At 47.7% G+C, this 20,550-nt stretch carries 19 protein-coding genes and 1 tRNA gene; 8 read left to right on the top strand and 12 right to left on the bottom strand.

Translation table 11 applies throughout. The annotated features are described in order from the left end of the window. Positions 1-144 precede the first annotated feature (144 nt). From BFC17_RS06345 to BFC17_RS06320, 6 genes are all read right to left on the bottom strand, one after another. Positions 145-2,316 (bottom strand): SUMF1/EgtB/PvdO family nonheme iron enzyme, encoded by a 2,172-nt coding sequence (locus BFC17_RS06345; protein ID WP_070175617.1) that lies wholly within the window; start codon positions 2,314-2,316, stop codon positions 145-147. 234 nt (positions 2,317-2,550) lie between these two features. Further along, on the bottom strand, positions 2,551-4,638 hold the full coding sequence (gene fusA / locus BFC17_RS06340) for an elongation factor G (RefSeq protein WP_070175616.1): 2,088 nt from the start codon (positions 4,636-4,638) through the stop codon (positions 2,551-2,553). A gap of 153 nt (positions 4,639-4,791) precedes the next feature. Continuing rightward, a complete protein-coding gene (gene rlmM / locus BFC17_RS06335) occupies positions 4,792-5,877 on the bottom strand; it encodes a 23S rRNA (cytidine(2498)-2'-O)-methyltransferase RlmM (RefSeq protein ID WP_070175615.1) in 1,086 nt (361 codons plus the stop codon). Next, the gene (locus BFC17_RS06330; protein WP_070175614.1) at positions 5,874-6,263 is read right to left on the bottom strand and encodes a DUF423 domain-containing protein; all 390 of its coding nucleotides are present in this window, start codon (positions 6,261-6,263) and stop codon (positions 5,874-5,876) included. Before BFC17_RS06330 ends, rlmM begins: the two co-directional genes overlap by 4 nt. Continuing rightward, positions 6,260-6,889 carry an alpha/beta family hydrolase gene (locus BFC17_RS06325; RefSeq protein ID WP_070175613.1) on the bottom strand — a complete coding sequence of 210 codons (630 nt, stop codon included), beginning with the start codon at positions 6,887-6,889 and terminating at the stop codon, positions 6,260-6,262. The genes BFC17_RS06330 and BFC17_RS06325 overlap by 4 nt, the downstream gene beginning before the upstream one ends. Further along, positions 6,882-7,781, bottom strand: a complete 900-nt coding sequence (locus tag BFC17_RS06320) for a transcriptional regulator GcvA (protein WP_070175612.1) — start codon at positions 7,779-7,781, stop codon at positions 6,882-6,884. Before BFC17_RS06320 ends, BFC17_RS06325 begins: the two co-directional genes overlap by 8 nt. A 219-nt stretch (positions 7,782-8,000) precedes the next feature. Here BFC17_RS06320 and BFC17_RS06315 point away from each other — a divergent pair, with 219 nt between their 5' ends. After that, the gene (locus tag BFC17_RS06315; protein WP_070175611.1) at positions 8,001-8,276 is read left to right on the top strand and encodes a hypothetical protein; all 276 of its coding nucleotides are present in this window, start codon (positions 8,001-8,003) and stop codon (positions 8,274-8,276) included. Between the two features lie 74 nt (positions 8,277-8,350). On the opposite strand, the gene kdsA is transcribed toward BFC17_RS06315, so the two are convergent. The 6 genes from kdsA to hemA are packed head-to-tail and all read right to left on the bottom strand — an operon-like array spanning position 8,351 to position 14,475. After that, positions 8,351-9,202 carry a 3-deoxy-8-phosphooctulonate synthase gene (gene kdsA / locus BFC17_RS06310; RefSeq protein ID WP_070175610.1) on the bottom strand — a complete coding sequence of 284 codons (852 nt, stop codon included), beginning with the start codon at positions 9,200-9,202 and terminating at the stop codon, positions 8,351-8,353. A gap of 17 nt (positions 9,203-9,219) precedes the next feature. Beyond that, the gene (locus BFC17_RS06305) at positions 9,220-9,591 is read right to left on the bottom strand and encodes a SirB2 family protein (RefSeq protein WP_070175609.1); all 372 of its coding nucleotides are present in this window, start codon (positions 9,589-9,591) and stop codon (positions 9,220-9,222) included. 34 nt (positions 9,592-9,625) lie between these two features. Next, positions 9,626-11,170 carry a DUF3369 domain-containing protein gene (locus BFC17_RS06300; protein ID WP_070175608.1) on the bottom strand — a complete coding sequence of 515 codons (1,545 nt, stop codon included), beginning with the start codon at positions 11,168-11,170 and terminating at the stop codon, positions 9,626-9,628. Between the two features lie 45 nt (positions 11,171-11,215). Beyond that, entirely contained in the window at positions 11,216-12,079 is an 864-nt protein-coding gene (prmC, locus tag BFC17_RS06295) for a peptide chain release factor N(5)-glutamine methyltransferase (protein WP_308421321.1), read from the bottom strand. Between the two features lie 2 nt (positions 12,080-12,081). Further along, positions 12,082-13,167 carry a peptide chain release factor 1 gene (prfA, locus tag BFC17_RS06290; RefSeq protein WP_070175607.1) on the bottom strand — a complete coding sequence of 362 codons (1,086 nt, stop codon included), beginning with the start codon at positions 13,165-13,167 and terminating at the stop codon, positions 12,082-12,084. Between the two features lie 51 nt (positions 13,168-13,218). Further along, positions 13,219-14,475, bottom strand: a complete 1,257-nt coding sequence (gene hemA, locus BFC17_RS06285) for a glutamyl-tRNA reductase (protein WP_070175606.1) — start codon at positions 14,473-14,475, stop codon at positions 13,219-13,221. 116 nt (positions 14,476-14,591) lie between these two features. Between hemA and lolB the strand changes: the two genes are divergently transcribed. From lolB to BFC17_RS06245, 7 genes are all read left to right on the top strand, one after another. Continuing rightward, entirely contained in the window at positions 14,592-15,191 is a 600-nt protein-coding gene (gene lolB, locus BFC17_RS06280; protein ID WP_070175605.1) for a lipoprotein insertase outer membrane protein LolB, read from the top strand. Further along, entirely contained in the window at positions 15,176-16,048 is an 873-nt protein-coding gene (gene ispE, locus BFC17_RS06275) for a 4-(cytidine 5'-diphospho)-2-C-methyl-D-erythritol kinase (RefSeq protein WP_070175604.1), read from the top strand. The genes lolB and ispE overlap by 16 nt, the downstream gene beginning before the upstream one ends. Before the next feature lie 6 nt (positions 16,049-16,054). Further along, positions 16,055-16,130 (top strand) — tRNA-Gln (locus tag BFC17_RS06270). Between the two features lie 32 nt (positions 16,131-16,162). Further along, positions 16,163-17,110, top strand: coding sequence for a ribose-phosphate pyrophosphokinase (locus tag BFC17_RS06265; protein WP_070175603.1), 948 nt, complete (start codon positions 16,163-16,165; stop codon positions 17,108-17,110). Between the two features lie 129 nt (positions 17,111-17,239). Beyond that, positions 17,240-19,177 (top strand): sensor domain-containing diguanylate cyclase, encoded by a 1,938-nt coding sequence (locus tag BFC17_RS06260; protein ID WP_070175602.1) that lies wholly within the window; start codon positions 17,240-17,242, stop codon positions 19,175-19,177. A gap of 189 nt (positions 19,178-19,366) precedes the next feature. Then, positions 19,367-19,759 carry a hypothetical protein gene (locus tag BFC17_RS06250; protein WP_070175600.1) on the top strand — a complete coding sequence of 131 codons (393 nt, stop codon included), beginning with the start codon at positions 19,367-19,369 and terminating at the stop codon, positions 19,757-19,759. Positions 19,760-19,915: 156 nt separating this feature from the next. After that, a complete protein-coding gene (locus BFC17_RS06245; RefSeq protein ID WP_070175599.1) occupies positions 19,916-20,548 on the top strand; it encodes a 50S ribosomal protein L25/general stress protein Ctc in 633 nt (210 codons plus the stop codon). The last annotated feature ends 2 nt before the right edge of the window (positions 20,549-20,550 follow it).

The following is a 20,550-nucleotide window of genomic DNA, read 5'->3' as shown; positions in this document are numbered from 1 at the left end:
AAGTGATCATAAGGTTTTTTCCAAGCAGATACTCATCGCACTATTTATTTTGTGCGCTATCCATCCCCTGGATAAATGCTTTTTAAGTAGTAGATAGTTAAATCAGTTGCTTGACCGGAAACACGCCTGGGTCATCAGGACCTGCTACTCACTGAGCGCTAAACGAAAGCCTAAACTGGAAAATCTTTCAAAGGCTACATCAGCTCCCCGATAGGAAGATTTAACAAAATTAGCCGCGTTTGCCCAGGAGCCTCCCCTGACCACTCTTTTTTCACATTGGCTAAAATTAAGCTCATCATAAGCTTCGTCGAAAATCTCTTTACTCCAGCAATCGTGAACCCATTCCCATACATTGCCGTGCATGTCATATAAACCAAACGCGTTGGCTTTAAAGGACTTTACCGGAGCAGTAAAAAGATAACGGTCCGTACACTCTGTTTTCTCATTCCAGTTTTCACCATTAGAAAACAGGGTATTGTCGGCGATATTGGCATATCTGCAAAGTAAGGTTTCGTCATCGCCAAAACTGTAGTTAGATAAACTCTCTGCCCTTGCTGCATACTCCCACTCTGCTTCGGTTGGTAGTCGGTACTTTTTACCCGTCCTTTGCTGCAACCAGGCAATAAATTCATTCACATCATAGAAGCTTACACAGGTAACCGGATGAGTCGCGGTCTGCTGATTGCCATCAACGCTGGCATTTCGCCAACTCAAGCCCTTAACCCATTCCCATGTAGCACCAGGTAAACCCAACAAATTTTTGCTATCTACAGCAAAAGACCAACAACCTTCATGTTCGCGGTTAATTTCGGCATCAGTCAGGTATCCGCTTTCCTCCACAAACAAGGAAAAAAGTCCTTTGGTGACTTCGGTTTCAGACAAATAAAAACTTTTCACACTGACTTTTTTTACGCGATTAGCGCTTAATTTGAGCTCAAAACCTCCGGAGTTTACGTGCACCATAGTAAAAGCACTTTCGCCCAAAGCTTCGGTAAAGTTACCGACGCTATTAACCTTCACAGTTTGCGGTGATAACTGGATTAAAAAAGGTTTACTCGGAGCCGATAGTGTTACCCACTTTACCGTGGTTTGATAGCCTGGTTTACTCACCTCGAGTTGATACTTGCCCGGCTTCAGCGGCATCGCATACTGATAAACTGGTTTTATATTCAGGACCCTGACTCTTGCATCCACTGGAAATGTATCTACATACAAACTGAGCTTAGGGCTAGTTTCTGCTACTGGCCTTGACTGTGTAAAATTATCGATTCTTGCTCTGGCCACCTGAGCAAAAATACCATTGGGAAACTGGATTAGAAAAGCCTGTAATTCATCGATATCGTTGCTTTCTCTGACCAGTTTCCAAACTTCTAATTCTGCTGAAACTGACTTCTGATTGTCGGTTACCTGCGGCGTTGGCTTAACTTCAGCTTTAGTGATTTGTTGGCTATTATCAACCGGCACATTCACTTTAAACACGAAATCGCCAATATCCAGATCGATATCTTTTATTTTCCCGTACTGTGGCGTTTGATCGCGGGTATAGTGAGCCATCTCCTGCTCTAGATGCATTCCAAGCTCTGAGCCCGTCACATAACCATCACCATTAATGTCTCCTTTCCCGGATAAAGCCCGAAGTAGTACGGGAGTAAAGATACTTTTGGCGGGAACTTCCTCGCCAGCGCTACCAGCGGTTATAAATTGCCTTACGGGTTTACTGGTGTACTTATCTATATGTGGAGGGGCACTGGGTAACGAGCGGGTTTTGAATATGGTGCCGGAAAAGCAGCTATCGAACAGAAATAAAACATGTTTAGCAGTAATCTGTCTGGACCAGGCAAGGATCTGCGACATATCCAGTGATTTTCTTAGAAAGTCCTTACGACTTTTTACAGGAGTCGGGGCATCAGCGGGGACCAGATATCCTTTCGAACGGTTATTCATTGAATATCCGTGACCTGCAAAAAATACCAGCAAACGATTATTATCATCATAACCATATCGATCAAAAAACCGGTCTATCGCCAGATGAAGTTCGACACTAGAAGGATTTTCAACGGTGGTAACTGAGTTGAACCCTGTGCTTTCTAAATAGGACTTGAATTCAGCTACTTCTGACGGAACTGACTCAAGATCAGGCCATCCGTTAGTGTAATCGCTAACACCAATCAGCAGTGCATGACTTGATGAATAACCGTCAATATACGCACCATCTTTTGCTGCTATTACCTTTAATCCGCGACTCTGTGCCCACACACCTTCGATTACCAGACAGAATGAAAAAAACACGAATATTAAAGTCAGAACTGTTTTCACAAAAATCCCTTTTATCTAAACGCAGTGTAGTTAAATTGGCTTAGGTGTTATTTAGCAGGATAGCTGGTCACAACTTACCAGCCTACTAACTGATTGTTTTTTAACCTACCACTAAAGCATATCAGAAGAAAATGATTAAGGGAGTCATATTTCTATTTGTAATGAGTAACCGAAAACAAAAAACCCGCCGGAAGGCGGGTTTTTATTTTTAAATGCTTTTCAGCAGTAATCGAATTACTTAGCCGCTTTACGCGCTTTTGCTTCTTCGATAACTTTGTCAGCAACGTTTTGCGGACAGTTTGAGTAGTGGCTGAATTCCATAGAGAACTGACCACGACCTGAAGTAATAGTACGCAGGTGACCGATGTAACCGAACATTTCTGACAGAGGAACGTCTGCCTTAATGCGTACACCTGTTGCACCAGCTTCCTGGTCTTTGATCATACCACGACGACGGTTAAGGTCACCGATTACGTCACCTACGTTGTCTTCCGGGCTGAATACGTCAACTTTCATGATTGGCTCAAGAAGCTGAGGACCGGCCTTTGGAATTGACTGACGGAATGCACCCTTAGCTGCGATTTCGAACGCGATTGCTGATGAGTCAACTGCGTGGAAACCACCGTCGAACAGTTCAACTTCTACGTCAAGAACCGGATAACCAGCCAGAACACCCTGGTCCATCATAGACTTAAAGCCTTTTTCGATAGCCGGGAAGAATTCTTTAGGAACGTTACCACCAACAACGGTAGAGGTGAACGTGAAGCCTGAGTTTTGCTCGCCTGGCTTGATGCGGTAATCGATCTTACCGAACTGACCAGAACCACCAGACTGTTTCTTGTGCGTGTAGCTGTCTTCTACCGGAGTAGTGATAGTTTCACGGTATGCAACCTGCGGCTGACCTACTTCCAGCTCAACGCCATAAGTACGCTTCAGGATGTCTACTTTGATGTCTAAGTGCAGCTCACCCATACCTTTCAGGATGGTTTCGCCAGAATCTTCATCAGTTTCAACCTGGAACGATGGATCTTCTGCTACCAGTTTACCGATAGCGATAGACATCTTCTCGTTAGCGCCTTTATCTTTAGGCTTAACCGCAATCGAGATTACCGGCTCAGGGAAGATCATTGGCTCAAGAGTACAAGGGTTCTTCGGATCACACAGGGTGTGACCAGTCTGCACGTTCTTCATACCTACAACAGCAAGAATGTCACCAGCCTGAGCTGATTGCAGTTCAGTACGTTCGTCAGCGTGCATCTCTACCATACGGCCAATACGCTCAGTTTTACCGGTTGCGCTGTTCAGGATGGTGTCACCCTTGTTCAGTACACCAGAGTAAATACGGATAAAGGTCAGGGCACCGAAGCGGTCATCCATGATCTTAAACGCAAGAGCGCGGAACGGCTCGTCAGTAGAAACAGTTGCTACTTCACCAGTAGGCTCACCAGTCTCTTCGTCAGTCAGATCCTGTGGATCAACTTCAGTAGGTGAAGGCAGGAAGTCAACAACTGCGTCCAGTACTAACTGAATACCTTTGTTTTTGAATGCAGAACCACAGTAAGTCGGGAAGAATGACATATCGCGGGTACCTTTACGGATACAACGCTTCAGGTCTTCCAGAGAAGGCTCTTCGCCATCCATGTAAGCCATCATCAGGTCATCGTCCTGCTCAACAGCAGTCTCAACCATTTGCTCACGATATTCGCTGGCTTTCTCAACCATGTCTTCAGGAATGTCTACGACTTCGTAGTTTTCTGGCAGGCCAGAGTCATCCCAGATGTAGGCTTTCATGTCGAGCAGGTTAACAACACCTTTAAACTCGTCTTCGATACCAATTGGCAGGGTCATAACTAACGGGTTAGCCGCCAGTACGCGTTTAACCTGACCAACAACGCGGTAGAAATCTGCACCCATACGGTCCAGTTTGTTTACGAAGATAACACGAGCAACTTCTGATTCGTTAGCATAACGCCAGTTGGTTTCAGACTGAGGCTCAACACCGCCTGAACCACAGAATACACCGATACCGCCGTCGAGTACTTTCAGTGAACGATAAACTTCAACAGTGAAGTCAACGTGTCCTGGAGTATCGATGATGTTCATGCGGTGATCTTTCCAGAAACAGGTCGTCGCAGCAGACTGGATAGTAATACCACGCTCAGCTTCCTGTTCCATAAAGTCAGTCGTTGACTCACCGTCGTGCACTTCACCGGTCTTATGGATTTTACCGGTAAGTTTCAAAATACGTTCTGTAGTGGTCGTTTTACCCGCGTCTACGTGGGCGAAAATACCAATGTTTCTGTAATGAGATAAGTCTGCCATTAGTTCACTTTCGTTGGTTCAGAGTAAAAAAAACGGCGCGATTATATAGGATTTCCATACCGGATTTATAGTCCTTTATGAAAAAAGACTAAAACTTATCCAGCGAAAACTCGGCCATTTTCACTTAATTTACTGATTTATAAAAAATAATATTTATTTTTCGCGGATTACAGCTACCGTTACTTCATCCCTATTGTGATAGAGATGACGAATTACCATACTTGCTTTGATATTGGCAGCGTTGAGCTGAGCTCTTACCGTTTCAATCGCGGCTGTTACGGTCTCATAGCGACGTTTCATCGGCAACTTTAAATTAAAGATTGCGTGGGTTGCCCAGTTTCGGGTTAACCAGTTTGCCATAAGCACCGCCACCCTGTCGGGTTTTTCAATCATATCGCAGACCAGCAGTTCAACATGGCCCATCTGCGGACGATACTTAAAACCGTCTTCGGCGCGATAGTCTACCAGACCAGTGGCCATCAGGTCATCTGCCATTTTACCATTATCGACAGCTTCTACGTGCATGTCCCGGCTGACCAACTGATATGTCCAGCCGCCGGGGCATGCGCCCAGGTCTACAGCACGAGCACCAGGCCGGCAGATAGCATCACGCTGAGCCGCTGACAACATGGTCAGCAAGGCTTCTTCCAGCTTCAGCGTAGAGCGACTTGGTGCCTTAGGCGGGAATTTAAGCCGGCAAATACCGTTTTCAAACGGACTGCGCTGTTTTGCCTGACTAACTCCCAGATAACACTGCTCACCAGACGTAAAAAAGACATGTAACGCCGGCAAGCCGGTATGCTCTTTTTTACTCAGTAAATCTCTAGCCCGCAGAGCCTGGCGCAGGGGTACGGCAAACTTACGGCACAACTTAGCCAGCGTTTTGCCTTCATCGGTATCCGGATAATCAACAAACAAAAGTCCACTGCGGCCTGTTGCAGCGTCTGCCAGGGCGTCAAGAATAGGCCCTATCCGATCCGACTTATCTTCAATTTGAATAGTCTCAAGCACCAAAAACAACTGACGCGGAAAAATAGTGTCGTGCACAGCCACCTGGCTAATAAATTGTGCGGCGTGATCAGGCTCGTAAAACTGGAAGCGGACAAAGCCATCTCCAGGCTTAAACGCCGGATACCCATATAATTCGCGAGCGGTGGCGATAGCGGTCAACTCGTTTCCCGTATCTACCTCATACCCTGCGCGACAATAAGCAATAATGCTCTGAGCGGCTGCGTTCATTGTTCCGCCTCGCCTGTTTGTGGCCCTTTAATAAACCCGAGCACTAACGACACCCAGCCCAACATAAAACATAAACCGCCCAACGGGGTAATCGGCCCCAGCCATTTTTGCCCGGTTAACGCTAACAGGTAGATGCTGCCACTAAACAGCACACAACCAATAATAAAAAACACCGCCGCGCGACGACACCAGCTGCTGGCAATATGCGCCGACAAGCCGCCCAACAGAATAATAGCCAGCGCATGATACATCTGATAGCGCACACCAATTTCGAAGGTACTGAGCGCACTGTCGGTGAGTACGTTTTTTAAACCATGGGCGCCAAACGCGCCCAGCATGACGCCCAGCAAGGCGAGTAAAGCGCCCACTAACAGATACATTCTCATAGTTGCTTCTCAATAAAAGTCTTCACCTGTTCAGCAGCGCTTAAGATATGTCCGCTCTGGGTATATCCGCTGGCTTTACGGGGTTTAAAACTGTGATCGCCATCGGCCAGAAACACGGTTTCTATGGCTGCCGACAAAGAATAGGTGGTTACCTCGTCCTGTCGTCCAAACGTATCCCGCTCACCCTGTATAATGAGTAAAGGCTTGTTAAGCGATGCTAAGTGTTCGGTTCTGAGTTTTTCCGGTTTACCCGGTGGATGAAAAGGGTAGCCCAGCGCTACGCCACCCACAGCATCTGAATTATCCAGAATCAGCGTCGATACGCGGCCGCCCATACTTTTACCGCCGATAAATAAAGGTAGATCGGGCCACTGCGTTTTAACGGCAGCAATCGTTTCGGTAAAACTGGCCTCCAGTTTAGGCATCCGATCCGGCGGGCGTTTCTTACCCGTTTCTTTAATGGTAACCATATAAGGAAAATTAAACCGCACCACGTTAATTGCCTGTGCTGCCAGTTCGCTGGCCATATCGGCCATGAACTCAGATTCTGCACCTGCCCCTGCACCGTGTGCCATAATCAGCGTTGCTACCGGATTCTCCGGCGTGTCGACAAACCACTCAGACAAAAGCTTGTTCCTCTTTGACTAATTTCATGACCCACTCACGAAAGGCTGCTATTTTACCCATATCGCCGTGTCCTTCGTGATACACCAGATAATAGGCATCCCGGCTTTCCAGTTTTTCTTCAAAGGGCATAATCAAACGGCCGGCATCGAGCTCGGGTTTAGCTAACACAGAATTACCCAGCGCGATCCCCTGCCCCAGCGCCGCGGCTTGCATAACCATCATGGAATGGCTGAATACCGGTCCCTGATTAACGTTAACGCCGTGTACGCCAAAATGCTGCAGCCACATTTTCCACATTGCGCGACTGGAGTCATGCAGGAGAACATGGTGTTTAAGATCAGACAGCGTTTTGAGCGGCTTGGTACCCTGGAACAAACTCGGCGAACACAACGGGGTTAAAAACTCGGTGTGCAGTTTATCAGCCTGAATCCCATTCCAGCGCCCTCGCCCGTAATAAATGGCTACATCGATATCATCGGTTAAAAAACCTTCATCAAAGTCTATGGCTTTTAAACGTACATCAATATCCGGAAACAACTGGCTGAACTGACTGATCCGTGGTACCAGCCACTGACTGGCAAAACTCGGTGGCGTCGCTACTGTAATCGCACCTTTGCTGCCCCGGGCCAGTAAACGCTCGGTGGCATCCTGCAGGTTTTTAAAAATATCCTTTAGCTCCAAAAAGTAAGCCTGGCCTTCTTCGGTAAGCAGCAAAGTACGGTTACGCCGTATAAATAACTTAAGCGATAAAAAATCTTCTAATGCTTTAATTTGATGACTCACAGCCGCCTGAGTGACGAATAATTCGTCAGCCGCACGGGTAAAACTCAGGTGGCGAGCCGCGGCTTCAAAGGCCTTCAGCGCATTTAAGGGAGGTAAACGACGCTGCATCAGGCGTCTCCCTCAATATGACAATGCGATGACATAATCATAAGTTTTTCTAATCCAAATAGCGTAAATTTTTTCATTTTTCAGGCGTTACAAAACTGTCTATTATTCACGCGAAATTTGAGAAATCTTCTTTTAACGCAGAAGGTTATCAAAATTAAAAAATGTTAATAATTAACATTTCCGAAACAATCAAAAATATGAATTTTATTAGGTGTGAATATGAAAAAACAACTAACAGCTCTGGTAATGCTGGCCTCTATGGGCTGGTCTGCCTCTACTTTAGCAAATAATCTGCAAGCAACCCAGTTACAGCCGGTTAACACGGCACTGGTTGCTATAGAAATCAGCATTGACCAACCTGTATTAAACATTAAGTCGAGCATTATCGACCAGGTCAATGAAACTCTGCAACAAACTAAAAACAATGGCTCAGTACTTCTCGCCCGCGAGAACAATCTGGGTCTCAATCAGGAAGCAACTACTCGTACCGAGTAATCTCCTGGCCTTCACACCTGGCAAATGCCGTGCTGACTCAGTCAGCACGGCATTTCAGGTCTTCACTTGTTCTGCTACTGAGCACTGGTATCGAGTGGCGCAAACTGCTTAACCAACTCATCCACCGCTTTCATTTGTTCTAAATACCCTTCCAGTTTTGATAACGGCAACGCACAAGGACCGTCACATTTAGCTTCGTCCGGATTCGGGTGGGCTTCAATAAACAATCCGGCTAAACCTAATGCCATACCACTGCGGGCTAACTGTGCCGCCTGGGCACGACGACCATCAGCGGAAGATTCCCGGCCGCCGGGCTTTTGCAGTGCGTGAGTTGCGTCAAAAATCACCGGCGCATAGGCTTTCATGGCATCCATACCCAGCATATCAACCACCAGGTTGTTATAGCCAAAACAGCTGCCGCGCTCACAAAGGATAATGTTGTTATTACCGGCTTCATCAAACTTTTTAATGATGTGGCGCATTTCGTGCGGCGCTAAAAACTGGGGTTTTTTAACGTTAATAACCGCACCGGTTTGAGCCATGGCTACCACTAAATCCGTCTGACGGGCTAAAAAAGCAGGCAATTGAATAACATCAACGACCTCAGCAACCGGCGCCGCCTGGTAGGGTTCGTGGACATCCGTGATGATCGGCACCCCGAAGGTTTGCTTGATTTCTTCGAAAATCTTCAGGCCTTGATCCATGCCCGGTCCGCGGTAGGAGTGTACAGAGGAACGATTCGCTTTATCAAAGGAAGCCTTAAACACATAAGGAATATTAAGCTTGCTACACACTTCGACATAGTGTTCAGCAATTTGCATCGCCAGGTCCCGGGATTCCAGTACATTCATACCGCCAAACAAAACAAATGGCTGGTCGTTAGCAACAGTAATGTCGCCCACGGCTACCTGAGTAATTTGAGTCATATAACAATTTCCGCTTATTAGAAAAACAGTTGTTTGGTAACAGCGACCTTAGCTGTCAGGCCAAGAACGATGAGTGCAGCAACGAAGCTTCCCCATTTCATTGCCGGGGTTTTGGCTTTTTTCAGCGCCACTAACCCCAAAAAGATGTAAGCCACAACGCCAAATACTTTAAATGTCAGCCAGCCGTTTACCAATGGGTATTGTGAGATGATAAAGCACAACCAGATAGCGCTTAGTAACAAAACAGTATCAATCACGTGGGGCACTATTTTAACCCACTTTTTCTGTAAAAAAGCCGGATTCATCTGCCCGTATAAAAAACGAATGACAAACAGCAGAATGCTTAATCCGACTGCAGTGAGGTGTAAATGTTTGGCCATCATGTACATAGCTTAGCGCTCCTTGAGGTGTTATTAATTATGCTTATTGGTCGGCAAACTTACGCTGCACAGATTCAAACTGATCAATATGTTTTAAGAACAGATCAACCAAACCCGGATCAAAATGATGACCTGCGGCTTCACTGAGCGTATCGATGGTTTTTTGCAAAGGCCAGGCAGGTTTATAGCTACGCTTGTTTCTGAGCGCATCATAGGCATCCAAAATAGCCAGCATCCTGCTTTGCAGGCTGATATCTGTGCCCACCAGCCCATCAGGGTAACCTTTACCATCCCACCGTTCGTGATGATGGCGAGCTAACTGTGCGGCCAATCTTATCACCGGGCGCTTTGATCCTTTAAAAATCTTATAGCCAAATTCAGCATGCTTAAGAATTTGATGATACTCATCATCGGTCAGGCTGGTTTCTTTATTCAGTAACGAATAGGGTACAAACGAGTTGCCCACGTTATGCAAAGGAATAGCGGTCAGGAACTGCTGAATTTCCGGCTCTGGCAGATGGACTAAGCGGGCAAACAGCTCGCTCATTTCGTAAAGGCGCTGGCCATGGTTATCATCAGTTTGCCGGGTGTCCAGTGCATCGCCAAGACGCTGCACAATTTCCTGGTGAGTGTCGCTGATTTCGCGGCTTTCAAGCAGATGATCAAATGCAAGCTGCACGTTGTCGGTAAATTTTTGCACCAGCCGTTTATCAATATCATTAACCGGTCGGGGTAACCCTGTTAAGAACAATAACGAGCCGTGATTGCGATCACTGCGACAAAACGCGACCAGGTGTTCTTCGGCATAAACTACCTGCTTTTGCTTTAGCGCTTCCTTACACAACTCATATTCAAACTCGCTTAGTGAGTCTTTTAACCTGAATCCTTCTTTACCGGCATAATCGCCGTTACCGGCGAAGATAATCATATCGCTGGATTGACTGACAGGTTTTGACATCGCTACGGCGGAGGTAATGTAAGCGGCATTTTTTGCCCCACCCAGAATTGACGCCAGTTGCTGTATAAGCCCTCGCATAAACCCTTCAAGGGAGCGTGTTGAAAACAGGTCGGCTGAGGCATCAATAATTTTTTCCAGACCCGCGCGCGCTTCTTCAATCACAATAATATCCCGATAAGAGCGAAGTGCAGCGATGATCACAGTAAACAGTTTTTGTGCCGTGAGTTCGGTTTTAGACTTATAGTCGTTAATGTCATAATTAATAATGATGTCTTTTTCGGGTGCCTGCCCCGGCTGACCGGTGCGCAGAATAATGCGGGTAAAGTGGTTATCCAGACTATTTCGAATATAATCGGCCACTTTCAGACCAGCGTCATCGGTTTCCATTACCACATCAAGTAATACCACCGCAATGTCATCGTTTTCGCGCAGGATCCGCTTGGCTTCTTCACCATTAAAGGCACTGATAAAGGTTAACGAACGGCCATTAAGCGCAAAGTCATTCAGCGCCAGCTTGGTAATGGCGTGCACTTCCGGTTCGTCGTCAACAATCAGCACTTTCCAAAAGCTAATGTCTGTCTGTTCGACTTCGTCGTCATCTTCGGCAAATAAAAACTCATCATCGTTCATAACACGTTTCCCTGCTGGTTATTAGTCCATAAGCATATGTTCAAACTACGATTTATGCCACTTTGCCAGGGTTATCCTGGGCATTCCGTTAAGATCATCAACGCCCTGACAGGCAGTAAACCCTCGTTGCTGCAACAAGGCTTTGATTGCATCATGCTGAGTATACCCGTGTTCAATTAACAACCAACCACCTAACGATAAATGGTCAGGGGCTTGACTGATGATTTCACGAATGTCAGCCAGCCCGTCGGCCCCGGCGGTCAGTGCCGACGCCGGCTCAAAACGCACATCGCCCTGTTGCAGATAGACACTGCCGGTCTCGACGTACGGTGGATTGGTAACAATTAAGTCAAACATGGCAGTTGCCGGCAGGTCGTTAAACCAATGACTCAGCAACCAGTTAACCTGCAGGTTACCGTTAAGTGAGGCGTTTTCCTTTGCCAGTTGCAACGCTGCCTCTACCCTGTCAACACCGGTGACTGACCACTGCGGCTTTTCCGCCGCTAACGCCAAAGCAATGGCCCCCGTGCCAGTGCCCAAATCACAAATCCGGGCAGCTGTGGGCAGCGGTAATTGCAGCGCCGTTTCAACTAATAATTCGGTTTCAGGGCGAGGAATTAAGGTACTTTCATTGACTTTTAAAGTCAGCGTCCAGAACGCCCGGCTACCGATAAGATAGGCTACCGGGTGACCTTGCTGGCGTTTTTGCACTAACTGCTTAAAAGTAGTGAGTTGGTCGTCGGAAAGGGCTTTATCAGGCCAGGTAAACAAATAAGAGCGATTGCAGTCAAGCACCGCACATAACAATACCCGGCTATCAACAAGTGGCGATTCACCATCGCTTAGCTGAGTGGTTGCCCAGCTAAGCGCCTGACTGATATTCATTGCCCCGGCATCACTGTGATGCACGATTATTCGTCGGCCAGAGAGGCCAGCAGATCGGCCTGATGCTCCTGGCGAATCGGCTCCAGCAATAGTCCCAGACTACCTTCCATCACTTCGTCCAGGCGGTAGAGTGTCAGGTTGATTCGGTGGTCAGTAACCCGCCCTTGCGGGAAGTTATAGGTTCGAATGCGTTCTGAACGGTCACCACTTCCCACCAGATTACGACGGGTAGATGCTTCTTCTGCGGCACGTTTTTCTTCTTCAATCTGATTCAGGCGAGCAACTAAAACCGACATCGCTTTAGCGCGGTTTTTATGCTGTGAACGTTCATCCTGACATTCCACCACCAAGCCTGTAGGTAAGTGGGTAATGCGGATTGCCGAATCGGTTTTGTTTACGTGCTGACCACCGGCACCAGAAGCCCGGAAGGTATCAATACGTAATTCAGCCGGATTAACTTCGATGGCTTCAGACTCCGGAATTTCAGGCAGCACAGCTACGGTGCAGGCTGAGGTATGCACCCGGCCCTGAGATTCGGTTTCTGGTACCCGTTGCACACGGTGGCCACCCGATTCAAACTTAAGCACGCCATAGGGGCCATCACCGGTGACATTGGCAATCACTTCTTTAAAACCGCCGTGTTCGCCTTCGTTGGCACTGACCATTTCTACACGCCAGCCTTTTGTTTCGGCGTAGCGGCTGTACATTCTGAACAAATCACCGGCAAAAATGGCCGCTTCGTCACCGCCCGCACCGGCGCGAATTTCTAAAAAGCAGTTGCGGTCGTCGTTGGGATCACGGGGCAGTAGCAATACCTGGAGCTCGGCTTCCAAACGCTCAATATCCTGTTTGGCCGCTTTCATTTCTTCCTGCGCCATTTCGCGCATTTCTGCATCGTCTTCGTTCAGCATTTCTTCTGCCGAACTCAGGTTTTCCTCAGCCTGCTTGTAGGCATTAAACCCGGCCACAACGTCTTCCAGCTGGCTAAACTCTTTTGACAGTGCGCGAAATTTTTCCTGATCGCCAATCACACCAGGATCGCTCAGCAGCGCCTGCACCTCAGCAAAACGTTCAACCAGATTTTCCAACTTAATGACAACGGATTCTTTCATACTTTTCCTGAACTAAAATACAGATTGCCTGGACAGATTACTTTGCTGACCTTAGTCATTGTCCAGTTCAAACACCCGGCTTAACCAATGGGTGGTGCGCTGATCAACCTGGGTTGCCGCATCACGCAGTGCTCTGGTGGGTGCATGTAATAAACTATTGGTTAATTTATAAGCCAGTTCTTCTACCACGGATTCCGCGGCTTTACCTTCCTGTAACTGCTTAAGGGCTTTGTCGACCAATTCCTGTCGCTGCTGATTACCACGATCGCGGTATTGCTTAACTAAATCGACCGTCTGGCGCGACTGCTGCCATTGCAGATAACTGATCACCTGTTGCTGAATGATTTTAACAGCTTCTTCGGCAGCCTGCTCACGGGATGCCATGTTCTGTTGCACAATATGCTGTAAATCATCAACGGTATAAAGGTAAGCGTCGCCAAGCTCATTAACTTGTGCTTCGATATCCCGGGGCACTGCCAAATCAACCATAAACATAGGCAAATTACGGCGTTGCTTCAGTGCATCTTCCACCATCCCTTTACCAATTAATGGTAACTGACTGGCAGTTGAGCTGATAACAATATCAAACTTATGCAGCGTTTCCGGCAGTTGACTTAACGTCATTACTTCAGCGCCTAAAGTCATAGCCAGTGTTTCTGCTCTGGCTCTGGTGCGGTTTGCCACCGCCAGATGCTGAACGCCCTGCTCTTTCAGATGTTGGGCGACCAGCTCAATGGTCTCACCGGCCCCCACCAGCAGTACTTTGCGCTCGGGTAAGCGGGCAAAAATATGCTTCGCCAGCTGTACCGCCGCAAATGCAACAGACACGGCATTAGCACCGATTTCGGTTTCTGTGCGCACGCGTTTGGCAACCGCAAAGGTGTGCTGAAACAATTTATCAAACTGCGTGTTAACCATGCCGGAATGCTTGGCATTGTTATATGCCTGTTTAATCTGGCCTAAAATCTGTGGTTCACCCAGCACCAGAGAATCAAGTCCGCTGGCCACTTTCATCACGTGTTCAATTGCTGCGGCCTGCTCGTAAATGTAGGCATTAGCGCTTAACTGCGAGGCATCGACCTTGTGGAACGCGGCCAGCCATTCAATAAGCTGATCGGCACAACTGCTCTCAGACGAGACATACACTTCGGTTCGATTACAGGTAGAAACAATAACAGACTCTTCAACGCCGTTGAGGCCCTTTAATGACGACAACGCCTCGACCAGCGAATCCGGCGTAAAAGCGACTTTTTCACGCAGTTCTACCGGTGCAGTTTTATGGTTAATTCCGAGGGCAATCAGGGTCATGAGGTTCGTTTACGGCTACAGTGGAGCGGCATTGTACGAAAAAGCCAAAATGATTGAAAGTGTCGTTAGTTCTATGTTCAACTATCGTTTTGATAGATTAATTAGGTTATGCCGTATTGCGCCCGTTAATTATTTGCCTGATTGTGATTTTGTTAAGTGCCTGCGCCGCCCGTCCGCCAGCGCCTGAAGGGATAATCAACCTCCCCGCGCAACTGGTAAAACTGGATGCCATCAAACACTGGGACATCAACGGTAAGCTGGCGCTCAAGGAAGCAAAAAAATCGGTGAGTGCAACTTTGCGCTGGCAGGTAGAAGCGCCCTTGTTTAATTTTCGGCTGACAAACTTTTTAGGCGTCACGCTGGTTGATATGGTGCAAACTGCTGACGGTGCCCGTCTGGAAGCCGATGATGAGGTTTACACCGACCCATCAGCCTCAATGTTGCTTTACCAGACCACCGGATGGGATATTCCCCTTGCCCAGCTGTTAAGCTGGGTAAAAGGCGTCCCCCGCCCTGGCGACGATTATCAGCTCAACGAAAATGGCCTGCTCCAGCAGCTTAAGCCTGGCTGCATTGGCTGTAAGGGCTGGCAGGTAGATTATGCCCAGTATGGCCAGGTCGGCGATGTCTGGTTGCCCCACAATATAAAGCTGACTAACACAGCACAACCCAATCAGTGGATTAAAATACGAATTTCGCAATGGACACTACATTAAATTCTGACTGGTGGCCGAGTCCGGCCAAACTCAACCTGTTTTTACACATCACTGGCCGCAACGATAAAGGCTATCATTTATTACAAACCCTGTTTCAGATGCTGGATACCGGGGATTCACTGGCCTTTGTACCCAATGACAGTGGAGACATTCGGCTGTTATCGACTATTTCCGGTGTTAATACTGAGGATAACCTGATCTACCGTGCTGCGAGACTTCTGCAAGAACACTGCAAAGTGACTCAGGGTTGCGACATTCGTTTTGAAAAACAGTTACCTATGGGAGGCGGCATCGGCGGAGGTTCGTCGAATGCAGCCACTACGCTGGTTGCACTTAATCATTACTGGCAGTGTAACCTGAGTACCCGGGAACTGGCCGGGATAGGTTTATCGCTGGGTGCCGATGTACCGATTTTTGTACACGGCAGGACCGCATTTGCAGCCGGCGTCGGTGAACAGATATACCCGGTAAACCTTGATGAATACTGGTATCTGGTGGTTTTTCCCGGCGTACATGTCAGCACCGCCGAGGTATTCGGCCACGATGAATTACCGCGTAATACCGCACCGATTGACTGGCAGGATTATACTTTTGATGCAACGCAAAATGATTGTCAGAAAATTGTCTGTAAAAGCCAACCTGAAGTTGCAAATTTATTACAGTGGTTGGTACACTACGCACCGTCGAGGATGACGGGCACAGGTGCGTGCGTGTTTGCGACTTTTAGCGATCCGGATCAGGCCAGGGCCGTGCAACAGGCACTCCCTGCAAAATGGTCAGGTTTTGTGGCAAAAGGCGTAAATATCTCACCACTTCAATTAAAACTACAACAAGTGTCTCAAGCCCAAACGACTTAACATTGATGGGGTATAGCCAAGTTGGTAAGGCAGCGGGTTTTGATCCCGCCATCCGTTGGTTCGAGTCCAGCTACCCCAGCCACCTCCTTACTTTAAAGCACTGAGGAAACACTTGTGCCAGACATGAAGCTCTTTGCAGGTAACGCTGTTCCTGAACTAGCCCAGAAAGTTGCCAATCGCCTCTATACCAAACTTGGAAACGCCACCGTTGGCCGTTTTAGCGACGGTGAGATCGCAGTAGAAATTCATGAAAACGTCCGTGGCTCGGACGTTTTTATTATCCAGTCTACCTGTGCCCCAACCAACGATAACCTGATGGAACTGATCGTGATGATCGACGCCCTGCGTCGTGCCTCTGCCGGTCGTATCACTGCCGTTATCCCTTACTTTGGTTACGCTCGTCAGGACCGCCGTGTGCGTTCTGCCCGGGTACCTATTACTGCCAAAGTCGTTGCAGACTTTCTGTCTAACGTTGGCGTAGACCGCGTACTGACAATCGATTTACACGCAGAGCAGATCCAGGGCTTCTTTGATGTACCGGTAGACAACGCATTCGGTACACCAATTTTGTTAAATGACATGTTCCAGCGTGACTTTGTTGATCCAATCGTCGTATCACCGGATATCGGTGGTGTAGTTCGTGCACGTGCAACGGCCAAACTACTTAATGACTGTGATCTGGCAATCATCGATAAACGTCGTCCGAAAGCAAACGTTGCCCAGGTAATGAATATCATCGGTGACGTAACCGACCGTGACTGTATTATTGTTGATGACATGATTGACACCGGCGGTACGCTGGCCAAAGCAGCCGAAGCGCTTAAAGCGCACGGCGCGCGCAAGGTTTACGCTTATGCTACTCACGCGATCTTCTCTGGCAACGCGGCAAATAACCTCAAAGAATCTGTGATTGACGAAATTATCGTTACCGACAGTATTCCTCTGAGTACTGATATGGTTGCAATTGGTAAGGTTAAACAACTGACGTTATCAGAAATGCTGGCTGAAACAATCCGTCGTATCAGCAACGAAGAGTCTATCTCGGCGATGTTTGAATACTAAGCAACCTCGTCTTTGTTAAAGGAGCCAGCACATTTATGCTGGCTTTTTTATTCCTCATCCTGCAATCACGCAAAATATTCAGCCGTTGCTATAGTTGATATACTTATAGTTATCCGGTCTGTTTAGTCAATGGCGTTACCCAAAGCGTTGCTGAGTTTCTTTTTGTACAGTTTGATTCTCATTTGCAGCGCCAGCGCAAAGTCGCAATCAGTCACTCAGAACGATTCCTTACAGGTTAATATTTTGCCGGCGGGCCAGCAGCACAGCCATCTTTCCGCGGGCATGTATTATTTCAGAGTGGGTACAAAGCTGTCTCTGCAACAGGCTATTCTGCGCCCGCCCCGCCCCTGGGTGTTTCGTGCCAATTCATCACTGCATCTGACCGACGAAGACCAGTACACCTGGATAAAAATGCCTTTACAACGCGCCAATAACGCCGGGGAACAGTGGATAATGACCATCGACTGGCCGCTGATCCGGGCTATCGACTGGTACCATGTCACCGGCGAAAATAACCAGCTTCAAGCTCAGGGCAGTTTCACTAACTGGCAAATTCCCCCAGGCGCACCGGACGAATTTCCCTTTGCAATTGAACTGAAAATCGAAAGTCACGCCACCGAAACCTTGTATTTGCGCATTCAACATTCCGAAAAGGCGCTGGTCCCGGTCACTTTTTGGACTCCGGAGACCTTTGCCAGCCACAAACTCGATCGAAACTGGTTTCTCGGCTTATTTTACGGAGTTTTGCTGGCGATGTTTGCCTACAACCTTTCGCTTTTTGCATTTGTCCAAAACCGGGGGTTTGCATCGTACTGCTTTTATGTGCTGACAATGGCCGCCTACACCTCGGTAATGAACGGCTCCGGCGTCGCGTGGCTTTGGTCAGCCATGCCGGAATTTCTCGACTATGCCTATCGCATCACGGTTCCGCTGGCCTTTTTAGGCGCCGTTGTTTTTATCCGTGATTTTTTAATGTTAAAAAAGCAAGGGGCTTTTTTTGATATTACCAGTCAGCTGGCCTGCGCAATCTGGGTTTTATTTTTGCTGCTGATCCCTTTTGTCTCCCCTGCTGTGCTGATCCCAGCTATTGAAGTTTTTGGCTTTATTAACTGTGTCTATGGTTTTACTACGTCGAGTTATTTGTGGTGGAAACGTGACGCTTCTGCCAAGTATCTTACCCTTTCCTGGGCCATTCTGATTTTCAGTACGGTTATTTTAATTATGGGCCTGAGAGACTTTATTCCTTATCAGATAGAGCTTCACTATTTACAGAATGTGGGCGTCACTATTGAGGTATTGCTGTTGTCCATGGCACTGGCAGAACGTATCAACCGTGAACGACAGATGCGCTTTGAAGCCCAGGATATGGCCCTGCAAATGTCTAAAGAAGCCAGCAAAGCCAAAGAGAGCGAAGTGTCTGCCCAGGAGCGTTTGCTTGGCATTGAACGACGGGTAAAGGAAGAGTTATCGCTTAAAGTGCACGAACAAACCCGGGAACTCAAAGTGGCAATGCAAAAGCTACAAATAATGAATAAAGAACTGGAAAGGCTCAGCCTCACAGATGCGCTCACCGGCCTGGCCAACCGTCGCCATTTTGACGACCGTTTAGCCGACGAAATTAACCGTGCTACCCGTAACGAGACCTCGCTGGGACTACTCATGCTGGACATTGATCATTTTAAGCAAATCAATGATACCTTCGGCCATCCGGCTGGCGATAAGGTTATTCAAACCCTGTCAGCGTTGATCCAGCGAGTTAGCGGCAGAGCCAGTGATTTGCCAGCCCGGGTGGGGGGCGAAGAGTTTTGCTTACTGGTAGCCGGAGAAACCGCGTCGAGTGTGGCTCAACTGGCAGAGAACCTGCGCCAGACCGCACAAAATGAAACAGCCGTTCATGAAAACAACCACATTAATTACACAGTAAGTATCGGTTTTACCTGTATTACCCCATCACAAATCATTACCGCTTCCAGCTTAATGAAACAAGCAGATGATGCCTTATACAAAGCGAAAAGAGGCGGCCGCAACTGCGTGGTAAATTACGCTTTGATTGAAGCCGAAAATTAATCAGCCGGACAACGTTGTTATCAGCAGCAGACGCAACGTTGGCCGCTTACCGGTATATTGTTATACATTTTTACTGGCAACCCCCATTGCCAGATACACCTGTGACTTAACCTGCATAATACATTCAGGCAGTATTCAGCGCAGAGGCTGGATTATGATAAACTCGCCTGACATCAGAGGGTTTTAACAATGCGTTTGTTCTTTGCACCTTTATTATTGCTTACTGCGGTATTTGGCTTAGTGGCCTGCGCAACCAGCCAGGAGTCTGTGTCGATGGACCAACCCCAACAGGCAACGAATCAACAGGCATTAACCGCTTACACCGGCACGATTGTCTATCAAACCTTAGAAGGCGGCTTTTTTTCGTTGATAACGCCGGATAGTCAGCGTTTCACGTTGCGCCATTTGCCGCCACAATACCGCCGTGACGGCCTGGTGGTTAAAATAACCGGCCAGGTAAACAAAGACATCATTACCTTTACGCAATTTGGCGAAGTGCTGGACGTTAGCGACGTACTGGTACTCGACGAGCGTAACGCGAAACCAGCCCCGCAACAGCCGCGTCAGGTAAAATCACTTTGAGGTTTGTATCTTTTTGCTTCGAGTGGTAGAATTCGCCGCCCTTTAATTTGGGGGCCGGTAATTATTGCGGTTTAAAACCCTTAATTACGGCTTACATGGCAGATTTTGGTCGCAAAAATCTGTAAATATTCATTTTTATTATTTGGAGACATTTCAATGTCTGATGCAATTTTTAACCTGGATGCACAAGTCCGTGCTGACCTGGGGAAAGGTGCGAGCCGCCGCCTTCGTCACGCTGACAAAGTTCCTGCTATCCTGTACGGTGGCGAAGAAGCGCCTTTAGCTCTGACTCTGGCACACAACAAAGTAATTCAGGCTTCTGAATTTGAAGCGTTTTACTCTCACGTTCTGACACTGAACATCGATGGTCAGAAAGTTGAAGCGCTACTGAAAGACGTTCAACGTCACCCTTACAAGCCTAAAATTACTCACATGGATTTCCAACGTGTAATCGCAGGTCAGGACGTTCACACTTCTGTGCCAATTCACTTCGTAAACGAAGAGAAATCTCAGGCGATTAAAGACGGCGGTATTGCTGAGCACCACGTAACTGAAGTTGAAATCACTTGTCTGCCTAAAGACCTGCCTGAGTTCATCGAAGTTGACATGGCTGGCGTTGAAATGGGTCAAACTCTGCACCTGTCAGACCTGACTCTGCCTGCTGGCGTTTCTTCAGTTGAACTGGCTAAAGAAGACGAAGCACACAACCTTGCTGTTGTTACTGTTAAGCCTGCTCCTAAAGCAGCTGCAGCTGACGATGCAGAAGGTGAAGAAGCTGCTGCGGAATAATT

It is taken from the genome of Marisediminitalea lipolytica, assembly GCF_001758465.1.
Lineage (GTDB): Bacteria > Pseudomonadota > Gammaproteobacteria > Enterobacterales > Alteromonadaceae > Alteromonas > Alteromonas lipolytica.
Note: the sequence above shows the minus strand (reverse complement) of the source record. Positions and strands in the feature narration are given on the sequence as shown.

Excerpts from the sequence above, each read along its gene's own strand:
- kdsA (WP_070175610.1), bottom strand. The coding sequence starts at position 9,202 with ATGACTCAAATTACTCAGGTAGCCGTGGGCGACATTACTGTTGCTAAC.
- BFC17_RS06320 (WP_070175612.1), bottom strand. The coding sequence starts at position 7,781 with ATGCAGCGTCGTTTACCTCCCTTAAATGCGCTGAAGGCCTTTGAAGCC.
- BFC17_RS06250 (WP_070175600.1), top strand. The coding sequence starts at position 19,367 with ATGCGTTTGTTCTTTGCACCTTTATTATTGCTTACTGCGGTATTTGGC.
- hemA (WP_070175606.1), bottom strand. The coding sequence starts at position 14,475 with ATGACCCTGATTGCCCTCGGAATTAACCATAAAACTGCACCGGTAGAA.
- BFC17_RS06300 (WP_070175608.1), bottom strand. The coding sequence starts at position 11,170 with ATGAACGATGATGAGTTTTTATTTGCCGAAGATGACGACGAAGTCGAA.
- BFC17_RS06315 (WP_070175611.1), top strand. The coding sequence starts at position 8,001 with ATGAAAAAACAACTAACAGCTCTGGTAATGCTGGCCTCTATGGGCTGG.
- ispE (WP_070175604.1), top strand. The coding sequence starts at position 15,176 with ATGGACACTACATTAAATTCTGACTGGTGGCCGAGTCCGGCCAAACTC.
- BFC17_RS06260 (WP_070175602.1), top strand. The coding sequence starts at position 17,240 with ATGGCGTTACCCAAAGCGTTGCTGAGTTTCTTTTTGTACAGTTTGATT.
- BFC17_RS06305 (WP_070175609.1), bottom strand. The coding sequence starts at position 9,591 with ATGTACATGATGGCCAAACATTTACACCTCACTGCAGTCGGATTAAGC.
- rlmM (WP_070175615.1), bottom strand. The coding sequence starts at position 5,877 with ATGAACGCAGCCGCTCAGAGCATTATTGCTTATTGTCGCGCAGGGTAT.
- BFC17_RS06330 (WP_070175614.1), bottom strand. The coding sequence starts at position 6,263 with ATGAGAATGTATCTGTTAGTGGGCGCTTTACTCGCCTTGCTGGGCGTC.
- BFC17_RS06245 (WP_070175599.1), top strand. The coding sequence starts at position 19,916 with ATGTCTGATGCAATTTTTAACCTGGATGCACAAGTCCGTGCTGACCTG.
- fusA (WP_070175616.1), bottom strand. The coding sequence starts at position 4,638 with ATGGCAGACTTATCTCATTACAGAAACATTGGTATTTTCGCCCACGTA.
- prfA (WP_070175607.1), bottom strand. The coding sequence starts at position 13,167 with ATGAAAGAATCCGTTGTCATTAAGTTGGAAAATCTGGTTGAACGTTTT.